General features: G+C 66.4%; 14 protein-coding genes and 1 pseudogene. 9 read left to right on the forward strand and 6 right to left on the reverse strand.

Translation table 11 applies throughout. The features are described 5' to 3' along the window. The first annotated feature begins 225 nt into the window (after positions 1-225). A complete protein-coding gene (locus U1703_RS03020) occupies positions 226-1,830 on the forward strand; it encodes a putative bifunctional diguanylate cyclase/phosphodiesterase (protein WP_320452718.1) in 1,605 nt (534 codons plus the stop codon). Here the strand turns inward: U1703_RS03020 and U1703_RS03025 are convergent. Genes U1703_RS03025 through U1703_RS03040 form a run of 4 tightly spaced genes read right to left on the reverse strand, consistent with a single transcriptional unit; the run spans position 1,821 to position 4,709 of the window. Further along, complete coding sequence (locus U1703_RS03025) at positions 1,821-2,981, reverse strand: CCA tRNA nucleotidyltransferase (protein ID WP_332784715.1); 1,161 nt, start codon at positions 2,979-2,981, stop codon at positions 1,821-1,823. The genes U1703_RS03020 and U1703_RS03025 overlap by 10 nt on opposite strands. After that, on the reverse strand, positions 2,969-3,562 hold the full coding sequence (locus U1703_RS03030; RefSeq protein WP_332784524.1) for a CoA pyrophosphatase: 594 nt from the start codon (positions 3,560-3,562) through the stop codon (positions 2,969-2,971). The genes U1703_RS03025 and U1703_RS03030 overlap by 13 nt, the downstream gene beginning before the upstream one ends. Next, positions 3,559-4,131 (reverse strand): DUF1285 domain-containing protein, encoded by a 573-nt coding sequence (locus U1703_RS03035; RefSeq protein ID WP_332784525.1) that lies wholly within the window; start codon positions 4,129-4,131, stop codon positions 3,559-3,561. Before U1703_RS03035 ends, U1703_RS03030 begins: the two co-directional genes overlap by 4 nt. A gap of 47 nt (positions 4,132-4,178) precedes the next feature. Further along, a complete protein-coding gene (locus U1703_RS03040) occupies positions 4,179-4,709 on the reverse strand; it encodes a GNAT family N-acetyltransferase (protein WP_332784526.1) in 531 nt (176 codons plus the stop codon). Positions 4,710-4,838: 129 nt separating this feature from the next. Here U1703_RS03040 and U1703_RS03045 point away from each other — a divergent pair, with 129 nt between their 5' ends. After that, positions 4,839-5,207, forward strand: a complete 369-nt coding sequence (locus tag U1703_RS03045; RefSeq protein ID WP_058744545.1) for a dihydroneopterin aldolase — start codon at positions 4,839-4,841, stop codon at positions 5,205-5,207. A 4-nt stretch (positions 5,208-5,211) separates the two neighbouring features. Next, the gene (locus tag U1703_RS03050) at positions 5,212-5,499 is read left to right on the forward strand and encodes a Rossmann fold domain-containing protein (protein ID WP_332784527.1); all 288 of its coding nucleotides are present in this window, start codon (positions 5,212-5,214) and stop codon (positions 5,497-5,499) included. Here U1703_RS03050 and U1703_RS03055 read toward each other — a convergent pair. After that, the gene (locus U1703_RS03055; protein WP_443025749.1) at positions 5,475-6,368 is read right to left on the reverse strand and encodes a hypothetical protein; all 894 of its coding nucleotides are present in this window, start codon (positions 6,366-6,368) and stop codon (positions 5,475-5,477) included. The genes U1703_RS03050 and U1703_RS03055 overlap by 25 nt on opposite strands. Positions 6,369-6,583: 215 nt before the next feature. Here U1703_RS03055 and U1703_RS03060 point away from each other — a divergent pair, with 215 nt between their 5' ends. The 5 genes from U1703_RS03060 (at position 6,584) to U1703_RS03080 (ending at position 10,461) form a co-directional block, all read left to right on the forward strand. Then, complete coding sequence (locus U1703_RS03060) at positions 6,584-7,264, forward strand: energy transducer TonB (RefSeq protein ID WP_320452710.1); 681 nt, start codon at positions 6,584-6,586, stop codon at positions 7,262-7,264. Positions 7,265-7,314: 50 nt separating this feature from the next. Next, the gene (locus tag U1703_RS03065) at positions 7,315-8,109 is read left to right on the forward strand and encodes a MotA/TolQ/ExbB proton channel family protein (RefSeq protein WP_320452709.1); all 795 of its coding nucleotides are present in this window, start codon (positions 7,315-7,317) and stop codon (positions 8,107-8,109) included. Positions 8,110-8,210: 101 nt separating this feature from the next. Next, positions 8,211-8,684 (forward strand): ExbD/TolR family protein, encoded by a 474-nt coding sequence (locus tag U1703_RS03070; RefSeq protein WP_320452708.1) that lies wholly within the window; start codon positions 8,211-8,213, stop codon positions 8,682-8,684. Between the two features lie 34 nt (positions 8,685-8,718). Continuing rightward, on the forward strand, positions 8,719-9,144 hold the full coding sequence (locus U1703_RS03075) for an ExbD/TolR family protein (RefSeq protein ID WP_320452707.1): 426 nt from the start codon (positions 8,719-8,721) through the stop codon (positions 9,142-9,144). A gap of 957 nt (positions 9,145-10,101) precedes the next feature. Beyond that, positions 10,102-10,461 (forward strand): tetratricopeptide repeat protein, encoded by a 360-nt coding sequence (locus tag U1703_RS03080; protein WP_332784529.1) that lies wholly within the window; start codon positions 10,102-10,104, stop codon positions 10,459-10,461. Positions 10,462-10,629: 168 nt separating this feature from the next. Here U1703_RS03080 and dcd read toward each other — a convergent pair whose 3' ends face one another. Beyond that, positions 10,630-11,184 carry a dCTP deaminase gene (gene dcd, locus U1703_RS03085; protein WP_320452705.1) on the reverse strand — a complete coding sequence of 185 codons (555 nt, stop codon included), beginning with the start codon at positions 11,182-11,184 and terminating at the stop codon, positions 10,630-10,632. 121 nt (positions 11,185-11,305) lie between these two features. Between dcd and U1703_RS18960 the strand changes: the two are divergent. Next, positions 11,306-11,977, forward strand: a pseudogene (locus tag U1703_RS18960) (MerR family transcriptional regulator). Positions 11,978-12,124 lie beyond the last annotated feature (147 nt).

Raw genomic sequence — 12,124 nt, forward strand, 5'->3', positions numbered from 1 at the left:
GTCTGGTCGGTGCGATGATGGTCCGACGGCGGGGCCACGACATTCCCTGCCAGGCGCTATTCGAATTGATGTATCGCAACCGTTTTCGGTCTAGATTTCTGCCCAAATTCAGAAGCCCTTAACGATCCTGCGCTACATCATATGAAGATGGCTTCGATCGCGTATCCGGCGCAACGCCCCCCAAACCATGCGGCTGCGTCGCTTACATCGTGCGCGATCGGAATCATGGCGATTCCCGCCGCCGAGGTCGCGCTGGTCGAGGGGCAGCCGGTGATCGGCACCGCCAACGATGCCTTCCGCCGCGCCTGCCTGAACGACCAGCTTTATCAGGCGATGCTGCTGGCCGAACTGACGGATCGGGTCGAATCGTTCCTGTCCTCCGGGCGGACGTCGATCGAGTTTCCGATGCAGTTGGGCGACGCCATCGACTGCCGCTATTTTCAGGCGACGCTGACCCGTTCGGCGGAGACGGCGGTCGAGGGGCAGGGCGAATCCTGTGTCCTGATGCTGGTCGACCAGACAGCGCAGCATCACACCGAACGCAGCCTGCGCCGGGAAATGACCACCGACAGCCTGACCGGCCTGCCGAATCGCCAGGGTTTCGGCGATCTGATCGAGGCCGCGATGGCGACCGGCCAGCGCCATGCGGTGCTGGTGATCGACATCAACCGCTTCGGGCGGCTGAACGCCTGCATGGGTTCGCTGGTCGGTGACGAGTTGCTGATCACGGTCGCGCGCCGCCTGAAGGGGGCGCTGCGGTCGCGCGACTCGATCGGGCGGATCGGCGGCAACGAGTTCGGCATCCTGATGATGCTCGACGGCTCCGAGGGCGAGGCCGAGGCGCTGGCCGATCGGATCGACCGGGCGTTGCGCGCGCCGTTCCGGCTCACCGATTACGAGGTGAATGTCGAGGGTTCGGTCGGCATCGCCTTTCACGATGGGTCGGACGACGACGCCGAGGAGCTGATCCGCCACGCCCAGTTTGCGGTCAAGCGCGCCAAGGCGCAGGGCCGCACCGAAATCTATCACCCCCAGGCCTTCACCATCGCGCGGGCGCAATTCGCGATGGAAACCGCGCTGCGCCGCGCGATCGAGAGGGACGAACTGCATCTCGCCTATCAACCGATCTGCGACCTGTCCTCGGGCAAGACCGTCGCGTTCGAGGCGCTGGCACGGTGGCGCGATGTCGAGGGGCGGGATCACTCGCCCGCCGATTTCATCCCGGTCGCCGAGGAATCCGGGCTCATCATGCCGCTCGGTCGCTGGGCGGTGAACAAGGCGCTGTCGCAGCTGGCGGCATGGGACCGGGCGGCGGGGGGGCATTGCGGCGTCCGCCTGTCGGTCAATGTCTCGGCCATCCAGTTGCAGCGCGACGACATCCCCACGATGATCCAGGCCGCGCTGGCGGACACGGGTATCGCGGGCGATCGCCTGACGCTGGAGCTGACCGAAAGCGCGATCGTCGGCGATGCCGCGCGCATGACCGCGATCATGGATGCCCTGAAGGCGGTGGGCACGACGATCGCCATGGACGATTTCGGCACGGGCTATTCCAGCCTCGCCTATCTTCAGAAGTTGCCGATCGACGTGCTCAAGATCGACCGCAGCTTCGTCTCGGGGATGCTGGCTGATCGCGACAAGATCGCGATCGTCCGCGCGATACTGGGCTTGGCGCAGGCGCTGGGCATGAAGACCACCGCCGAGGGGATCGAGGCGGTCGAGCTGGGCCAGACCCTGGCCGCGCTCGGCTGCACCTATGGCCAGGGCTATTATTATGCCCGTCCGCTCGACCCCGACGCCGCCTGGGCGATGATCGCGGCTCAGGCCTGAGCGACGGCGGCGTCGGCCAGTTCGCCGACCCGCGTGGCGTCGGGAAAGCCCTCGGCGATCCACTGCGTCTCGACCTGTCGCAAGAGCCGTGCGACCTCTGGCCCCTTGCTGATCCCGCGCTCGACCAGCGCGCCGCCGGTCAGGGGCAGGGCAGGGGGCGTCCAGTCGCGGATCGACTCGATCGATTCGCCCGCTAGCAGCAGCCGGTCGACCGCGCCGCCCACCCCGGTCCGATAGGCCAGCGCGCGCGCCCCTTCGTCACCCGGACCCGCTGTCGCGGCGATCAGCCGTTTGCGATCGGTGTTGGACAGCTTCAGCCGCGCGCCGACGGCTTCGGCGGCATTGGGCGGCAACATTGCGGCGAGGCGCCGGATCGCATCGGGTGCGACCCCGGCTTGCTCCTCTCGCTCGGCCAGGGCGCGCAGGCGCGCGACCCCCTCCATGTCGATCTCGGGCAGCACCGCGCGGAAGATACCATGTTCGACCATCAACGAGACGACCGAAACGGCGCGCGCTGCGACCAGCAGCTTGAGCAGCTCGGCCGCGATCCGCTCGCGCGACAGGGCCATCAGGTCGTTGGCGCGGGCGGCGCAGGCGGCCAGTCCCGCCTCGTCGATCGCCTGGCCGAACCGGGCGTGGAAGCGGAAGAAGCGCAGGATGCGCAGGTGATCTTCGGCGATACGCTGCAAAGGATCGCCGATGAAGCGGACGCGCCCGGCCTTCATGTCGTCCAGCCCCCCGAAATAGTCGAACAGCGCGCCCGTGGTCGGATCGGCATAGAGGGCATTCATCGTGAAGTCGCGCCGCGCCGCATCCTCGCGCCAGTCGTCGGTGAAGGCGACGACGGCATGGCGGCCATCGGTCGCCACGTCGCGGCGCAGCGTCGTGACCTCGACCGGACCATCGGGCAGGACGGCGGTGATCGTGCCGTGCGCGATCCCGGTGGGTACGGGCTTGAAGCCGCCCTCGCGCACCCGCTCGATCACCGTTTCGGGCGACAGCGGCGTGGCGAGGTCGATATCGGCGACCGCCAGCCCCAGCAGCATGTCGCGCACCGCCCCGCCGACGAACCGCGCGTCCAGCCGCCGGGCCAGCGCGATCAGTTCGGGCCGGTTCGCCCAGGGGGTGGCTTCCGGCGTCATGCCGCCCATTGCAGCCGCCGCGACAGGTTGACGATCATCGCGGCTGTCGCGCCCCAGATGCGCCGGTCGTTCCATAATATCTCGTAGAAATGGCGGGTCCGCCCGCGCCACGGCGCGCTGACCCGGTGGTGATGGGCAGGATCGAGCAGGAAGGACAGCGGCACCTCGAACAGGGCCGCGACCTCCGCCTCGGCGGCGGTCAGGGGCAGGTCGGGCGGGATGACGCCCAGGACGGGCGTCACCTCGAACCCCGTGACCGTGCGATACCGGTCGGCCAGCCCCACGACGGTGACCGCGCGTGCCGGCAGCCCGATCTCCTCCTCCGCCTCGCGCAGCGCGGTCGCGACCAGATCGATATCGCCCGGATCGGCGCGGCCGCCCGGAAAGGCCACCTGGCCCGCATGGTTGCGCAGGGTGTCGGTCCGCTGGGTCAGGATGACGCCGGGCTCGGCACGGTCGGTGACGGGGACCAGCACGGCGGCGGCGGTGGACGGACCGGTCACCTCATGCGGCTCGACACCATCGCCGGTCAAAAGGTCCTGCGCCGGGATCCGCGCCATCGCCTGAACCAGCCTTTCGGCCAGCGTCATGCAGGTTGGGCCGGGGCCAGGGGAAAGAAAAGGCCATCGCTCCAAAGGCCGGGCTGGGCATCGTCGCCGCTCAACGCGTGTTCGGCCAGTTCGTAATAGACCGGCCGGGCGATCAGGGCCTCCAGGCCGTCGCGCACGTGCAGATAGGGGCGCGGGCCGTCCTCACCCTCGACGAAGCGCAGGCCGTGATCGGGCCCGGCGGCGACCAGATCGCCGGTGTTGAGCTGGAACATCAGCCGCGCCGTCGAGCCTTCGCCCTCGATCTTGACCGCCGTCGCGACGAAGGGAGCGTCCTCGACCGCGATGTCCAGCTTCTCGACCGGCGTGACCAGCACATGGCGGCCATCGGGTTCACGGCGCAGGATGGTCGAGAACAGGCGGACCATGGCGGGGCGGGTGATCGCGCCGCCCTGATGATACCAGGTGCCGTCGCGGGCGATCCGCATCTCGCTGTCGCCGCAATGCGTCGGATTCCAAAGCGCGACGGGCGGCAGCTTCTGCGCCTCCATCGCCTGGACGATTTCGGCCAGGCTGAGCGCGGACAGGTCGGGGGGCGGAGCCATCGGCATGATCGGTCTGAGTTAGGGACGCCGCGCGCTCAGGTAAAGGTCGGCCATCATCCGTCCTGTCGAAGGGCCGCCGGATCGGGCCCCAGCATTCCCGCCAGCGCAGGCACGTCGGGCCCGCGCGCCAGCAGGCGGTGCCGCTCGACCGGGCCGGGCAACCGCCAGTCGGCGGTCCGCTCGGCGGAAAAACCGAAGAAGCGACCATAATATTCCGGATCGCCGATCAGCATCATCGCCCGGTCGCGCCCTTGCGCGGCGGCGGCGTCCAGCATGTGACGCAGGAGGTCGCGGCCGATCCCGCCCTGCTGGTGCGCTGGATCGACCGCCACCGGGCCGACCATCACCATCGGATGTGCCGTGCCCCGGTCGTCGATCAGCGCGACCGGCCAGCACTGGATCGAACCGATCAGCGTGTCGCCCGCCATCGCGGCGAAGCACAGCCCGGCGATCGGCGTGACGCGCCCGCGCACCTTGTAGGCGGTGCGGGTCTGGCGCCCCGGTGGAAAGGCGCGGTCGAGCAGTGCCTCGACCCTATCGGTGGCAACCGCGTCGAGCGGGGCGAGAGCAATTCTCAACGTCAAGCGGACGGTCCGGTGCCAGAGGAGGGGAGGGGGGACGCGCGCCCTTAGCCTGACGGCGGGGCGATGCAACCCCTCGTGCCTCACGGCCTTCCCCTTTTCTTGCGCGCCCGCTCTGCTAGGGGGGCTAGCATGGAAGACCGTCTCCAGCTCGAAGTCCACGACCTCGAAGTCCAGGTGCTCACCGGCATCTATTCCGAGGAAACCCATTTGCCGCAGCCGTTGCGCATCTCGCTGACCGTCGATCTCGACTGTCCGGCGCGGTACACGCCCGACAGCCCGCTGACCGAGTCGAAAAATTACCTCGACCTGAAACACGCCGCGACCCAGCTTCCCGAAGGCGTGCATTTCACGCTGATCGAGGGGGTTGCGGACCATATCTGCGACACGCTGTTCCTGCAGGACAAGCGCGTGACCCGCGTGCAGGTCAAGATCGTGAAGCTGGCCATTGCCGAGGATGGCGAGGCGATCGGCATCACCCTGGTCCGTCACCGGCGCTGAACCCATGACCGCGCGGCGAGTCGAGCTGACCCCCGACGACGATATCACGCGCGTCGTGGCGGATCATCCGGGCGTCGACCTGGTTCTGATCGTGCGGCCGGGGCGCGATCCGCTCGGCCAGGCGCTGGTCGAGGCGGCGGTGGGGCCGCTCGCCGTCGCCGCCGCGCCCGGCGCGCGGATCAATGCGATCCTGGTCAGGGATGGTGCCGAAGAAGCCGCCGTCGCGGCGGCGGCGGCCTATCTCGCCGCCGCGCACGCCGTCACCGGTCAGCTGCTCGCGGTCGGCACCTGACGTTCCCGCTGGCACGGACCCAGCTTTTGCAGGACGAAGCGATAATCCTCGCGTGCGGCCTCGGCATCCTCGGGTGACAGCGACGCGGTGCTGCGATCGGGGAGCGACGCCGGAAGCGCGCAGGCCAGACGATACCAAAGCAGTGTGTCGCGCGCCGGAGGGGCGGCCGACTCGTCCACGATCTCGCTCAGTGCAACCGCATAGCGGCGTTCCTCGCCCGGACGGCGCAGTACCGACAGCGAGACGGGGCGGTTGTTCGCCGTCGTCAGGAAAATCTGCGTCTCGCCCTCGCCGGGCAGGCTGCCGGGCACGAAAAAGGCGTTGCCGACCCCGGTGATTACCGGCGGCGCGTCCGCGGCCAGGGCGTCGCGCGCGATCGTGCGGCTGCGCTGTTCGGTATCGGGGGCCCAGGGAAGCTGGGCATCGGGGGCGACCAGCTGCAACTGGTCGGCGGCGTTGGGCACGCGCCGCGCATAGATCAGGACGCGCATCTTCTTCAGCCGGGGCGCGCGACCCCGCGCATCGACCGCCGCGTCGAACAGATAGCCGACCCGCGAGGGCAGGCCGCCCGCGCCACGGATCAACGCGCCGACATCCGCCTCGATATAGAAACGCTGGTGACCGGGGGCGACGCCCGCCGCTTCGGCACCCTTGATCGCGGTGGCCGATCGGATCGTCACATCGGCGATGACCGGCGCCGACAGGACCAGGTCGGCCAGGTCGGCGTAGGCCGGTCCTGTTTGCGCTAACACCGAATCACCCGGCCGGGTCGAGGGTGCGGTCTGGACCTGGGCGAAAACCGGGGTCACGAGCGTGGGGATCGCCAGCGTCAAAACGCAAGCGCGAGTGGCGTGGAGTAGCGAAAACATGCCTTTGCGCTACTCTTTCGACCGTTAACGGTACAGAAATAATTTCGTCATGTGTCGGTTGTACGTTTATTACGTCCGACAAACTGATTGCACCGCGCCACCCGTGACGATAGGGTTCAAGGCTCTGCCGCATGCCGAAAGAGCATGGCAGGAGTTTCCCACGTCCCCACGCTACGGCGAGGCGAAACTGGCAGACTGAGGAGTTTCGTTGCTGAATGGCCTATACTGACCAGAAGATGTCCGGGGGCAAGGTGGTCGCGATCGTTATCGTCGTGCTCATCCATGCTGCTCTGGGCTATGCCTTCGTCACGGGGCTGGCTTACCAGTACGTGAAGAAGGCGACCGAAAAGCTCAACACGTTCGACGTGCAAGAGCCCCCGCCCCCACCCCCGCCGGAGGAGCCGCCGCCCCCGCCGCCGCCGGAGCAGCCCAACCTGCCTCCGCCGCCGACCACGGTGGTGACGCCGCCGCCGATCGTCAACGTGCCCACCCAGGCGCCGACGATCGCGACGACGAGCGTGATTCCGCTGAGCCAGCCGACCGCGCCGCCGGCCCCGCCTGCGCCGCCGGCCCCGCCTGCGCCGCCGGCACCCGTGATCTCGAAGGCGGCTGGTCTTCGCGGTAACCCGGGCCAGTATTTCGGTCCCGACGCCTACCCGCCCTCGGCCCAGCGCGAAGGCGCGGAAGGTCGCGTGTCGGCAAAGCTGTCGATCGGTACCGATGGTCGCGTCACCGACTGTTCGATCCTGTCGAGCAGCGGCAACCGGGCCCTGGACGATGCGACGTGCCGCATCTCGAAGGCGCGCGTTCGCTTTACCCCGGCACAAGACACCGGCGGCAATCCGATCGCATCGTCTTACACGCTTAACATCCGTTGGCAGCTGCCACAGGAATAACGGCTAAACGCCGAAACAACCCAACGCTTTAGTCAGAGGACCTACCAACCATGCTCACCACCATCCTCGCCGCGGGCGGCGCCGCGGCCGGTGCCGAAAACCCCTACGGTCTCGGCCAGGCCCTGAAGGAAGGCGGCCTCATCTCGCAGTCGGTGTTCACCATCCTCTGCTTGATGTCGATCGTGTCGTTCTACATCCTGTTCTCGAAGCTCTTCGAGCAGCAGAAGATCATCAACCAGTCGAAGCGCGTTCGTCAGGGCTTCTGGTCGTCGAACTCGCTGCGCGAGGGCTCGGCCAAGCTCGAGAAGAACTCGGCGTACAAGCAGATCGTCGACGACGGTCTGGCCGCGCAGGACCAGCATTCGAAGCTGACCGATCCGGTCGAAGCGCATGACTGGCTGCACGGCTCGCTGGCGCGTTCGGAAGCCGCGATCAACTCGAAGCTGGGTGGCGGTCTGGCCTTCCTGGCGACCGTCGGTGCGACCGCGCCGTTCATCGGTCTGTTCGGTACCGTTATCGGCATCTACCGCGCGCTCATCAAGATCGGCTCGTCGGGCCAGGCCTCGATCGACGCCGTCGCCGGTCCGGTCGGTGAAGCGCTCATCATGACCGCTCTGGGTCTCGTCGTCGCGGTTCCGGCCGTGCTCGCCTTCAACTGGCTGCAGCGCCGTAACAAGGGCATTGCCGAAGACCTGTCGTCGTTCTCGAACGACGTGCTGGGCTTCCTGGCCTCGAACGGTGCGGTTCGTCCGGCCATTGCCGGTGCGGCCAAGCCGACCACCGTCAAGGCGACCCCGGCGACCACCACCGCCGGTCAGGCCGGTGGCGTTCAGACCCGCGCCTGAGCCTAAGGGGGCGGGGACCGGTCCTTCGGGACACGGCCCCGCCACCCCCCGCCGAGCCAATTCGGATCGGCGATAGAATGCATGGATAGGATAGCTCTCTCATGGCGATGAGCGTTGGCGGGGACTCCGCCGAGAAACCGATGTCGGAGATCAACACGACGCCCCTCGTGGACGTCATGCTCGTTCTCCTCATCATCTTCCTGATCGCGGTGCCGGTCGTGATTCAGACGGTCAAGCTGAAGCTGCCGGACGTCCGTTTCGACCCGACCACCACGAAGCCGGAAAACGTGTCGCTCTCGGTCACCAGCGAGAACGGCCAGTGCAAGGTGTACTGGAACCTGACTCCGGTCACGTCGACCGAGCTGCGCGATCGCGCCGTTCAGAAGCTGAAGGCCGAAGTCGAGCGTCTGGGTAACAACATCACGCCCGACCTGCTGCCCGAAGCGCATATCCGGGGCGACGTGAACACGCCGTACCGGTGCATCGGTGGCACGATCTATACGATGCAGTCGGCGGGTTTTGCCCGTGTCGGCTTCATCTCCGAGCCGCCTCCCGGCGGCAACCCCCGCGCCTGATCGGCCGGGCGGACAGAATAGGAGTTAGCACGCCATGGCAATGAGCGCCGGATCCGATGATGGCGAGCCGATGATGGACATGAACACGACGCCGTTGATCGACGTCATGCTCGTGCTCCTCATCATGTTCATCATCACCATCCCGATCCAGACTCACGCGGTGAAGGTCGACCTGCCCGTCAACTCGCCAAACAATCAGCCGATTGTGAACAGCGAGAAGAACAAGGTCGGCATCGACGCCGCCGGGATCGTCACCTGGAATGGTGCCCCGGTCGACGAAGTCACGCTGCGCCAGTATCTGGACCAGACCGCCGCAATGAACCCGGAGCCGGAACTGCACTTCCAGCCCGCGCCCGACGCGAAGTACGCCAAGGTCGACGAGACCCTGGCCGTCATCAAGCGTTCGGCGGTCAAGAAGCTGGGCTTCATCGGCAACGAGCAATATCGCAACGACTTCTGATCCTATCGGGATCACGATGTCGACGAAATCAGGCGGTCTCCCCGGAGGCCGCCTTTTTTCATGGCCGATGGGGCTGGTGATGATGGGTTGAGGGCGTAGCTTGCGACGCCGCTGTCGGGGAAGGGCTGCGAAACTCAGCCCGCTATTGTCGATGTCGCGACCGGGGTGGTGGGCTTGCCGTCCGGTTGCGTGACGCGCAGTCCTAGGTCGGGTCGGCATTCATTTCATTCCTCCCCTGGAAGGGGGGTGGTAGGGCGCAGCCCTGGCGGAAGGGTGTCCCGGTTGGAGATTTTGGGGATCACTCACCACTGGTGACACCCCTCCACCAGCTTTGCTGGTCCCCCTCCGCTTGCAGGGGAGGAATTATAGGGGACTGAATGTCGATCCGCCCTAGAGGGCGAGTCTGGCGTCATGGCAGTGCGTTCAGCGGGCCATCATTTGGGACTGGCATCGATACCAAATGCCGTTCAGCTTGAACGAAGTCGGAAGCCACGCCAAACGCGTCCGGACAGGCGTTTGAGGTCTACGCCATCATCGTGGCAAGAACGGCGCATGGCATCTCCGCAACCCGTTTGGCGGGCGAGCGCAATGCGACCATTCAGGCCGCTGATCCGTCGGTGGCCTATCAACTAAGCTGCAAGGCTCTGATGGCTTGGCGCATGTTGAGCGCGTCGCCGACGCTCCAGAACGCAATCTCATGAGGTGGATGCGCAGAAGGCCCCTCTTCTTCAGGCGAGGGGGCGGGGTGTGGCATCGCCCCGCGCTTGGCGTTTGCACAAGCGCCCCACTCCCGGAAGTGGAGGGGGGATCAAGCTGACGTCATCGCGCTCTCACCCGCCAAATCCAAGCGCGGCCAAAACTGCCGCCTGCCCCAAATCCGCGCATCTTTCCCCGCTTGCGCACGTTTCACAAAAGTGACACTCTCAAGTCACAAAAGTGAAATATAGGAGATTGGACATGCGTGGAGTGTTTTCGGTGTTCCTTGTGGCGGCGGCGGGCATGGCGGCCCCGGCCATGGCCCAGGATTCCTGGCCGCAGCGCACGGGGTTTCAAGAAATCGCAGCAGGCAATTTCGACGCCGCCGAGCGAACCCTTTTGCAGGAACGCCGCGCCGATCCGAACAGCCCGGAGCTGATGCTTAACCTGGCCGCGGTCTATGCCAAGACCGGCCGCACCGCCGATGCGCGCGCGCTTTATGATACCGTGCTTCAGGAAAAGGCGATCGCGATGGATATGCCGTCGGGCGCGATCTTGTCGTCGCACACCGTGGCCCGCACCGGCCTACGCCACTTGCCGCAGACGATCGCGGCACGCTGAATCCAAGAGGCAGGTCCGGGCGAATAGGCGTCTGGACTTGCCCCGCTGCCGGGGTGCGACGGACCATCACGTCGCGCCAGCTGATCCTTTTGCGGTAGCCCATCCGGTCCGGCGGAAATTCGGCCACTCGACGGGCAGATTCATCCTTAAAAGCGAGCCGTTCCTACCTCACAGGCGCGGCAGGGTCACTCCGCGCTGGCCCATATATTTGCCCGCCCGGTCGGCATAGCTGACCTCACAGGGCTCGTTGCCTTTCAGGAACAGGAACTGGCACGCGCCTTCATTGGCATAGATCTTCGCTGGCAGCGGCGTGGTGTTGGAGAACTCCAACGTCACATGGCCTTCCCAACCCGGCTCCAGCGGGGTGACGTTCACGATGATGCCGCACCGCGCATAGGTCGACTTGCCCAGGCAGATGACCAATATGTCGCGCGGCACCCGGAAATATTCGACCGTGCGGGCCAGCGCAAAGCTGTTGGGCGGGATGATGCAGACATCGGTCTTGCGGTCGACAAAGCTGTTCGACGCGAAATCCTTGGGGTCCACCACCGCGCTGTCGACATTGGTGAAGATCTTGAACTCGTCGGCCACGCGCGCATCATAGCCATAGGAAGACAGGCCGTAGCTGATGCAGCCGTCACGGCGCTGGTTCTCGACGAACGGTTCGATCATGCCTTGGGTCTGCGCGGCTTCGCGAATCCAGCGGTCGGACAGGATCGACATCTTCATTTCCTTCACGTTTGGCCGCTCATTGCCGGATCGCAGGGACAGGGCAAGCGCCAACGTCCAAAAAGGGGCTTGCGGTTGACGTAACGTCAAGCGGTACGGTGCCGCCATGACCATGATGCTCGACATTGCCGAGATCGCCCGCGCGACCGGGCTGAGCAGCCGGGCGCTGCGCTTCTACGAGGCGCGTGGCCTGATCCGGCCGCTGCGCAGCTAGGGCGGGCGGCGCATCTTCGGCGCGGGCGAGCTGGAGCGGCTGCACGCGATCGTCGCGCTGAAACGCGCCGGATTCACCCTCGCCGCGATCGGGCGGATGCTCGACCGGCCGAGCGCGGCACTGGGCCCGATGATCGCCGCCCAGACGCGCGTGGTCGAGGCGGAGCGCGCGGCGCTGGCGGAAACCGCCATGCTGCTCCGATCCATTCAGTCCCGCATCGATGCCGGCGAGCGCATCGACGTCGCGACGCTTTGCTCGCTGATTCGAAAAGGGAATGCCATGACGACGACACAGTGGAAATCGGTGGTCGACCGCCATTTTACCAAGGACGAACAGGCGCTTTGGGCGGAGCGGATGCAAGCGGTGGCTCCGGATTTCGACCAGAATGCGTATCAGGCGAGATGGGCCGATCTGGGCCAGCGCATCGCGGCAGCGTTGCCGATGGCCCCGGATTCGGAAACCGCGCGCGGCTTCGTGCGCGAATGGCATGCGCTGCTGGCGCCGTTTCGCGCGGTGGCGACGCCGGAAATGTTGGCGGGCGCGACCCGGCTGCACGAGAATCGGGCGGCATAGGATGGTCAGGCCGATCCCGGTTTCTCGTCCGAGGTCTGGCAATTCATCCAGGCAGCGGGCGCGGCCATGAAGGCGCGGGGGGAGTCGCCGGAGGGGTGATATCGTTCACGCGAAGCTGCGATGGTTTTTGAAGAAGAATGATGTTCG

The sequence above is a fragment of the Sphingomonas flavida genome (assembly GCF_036663655.1).
In the GTDB taxonomy this organism is placed as follows: domain Bacteria; phylum Pseudomonadota; class Alphaproteobacteria; order Sphingomonadales; family Sphingomonadaceae; genus Sphingomonas.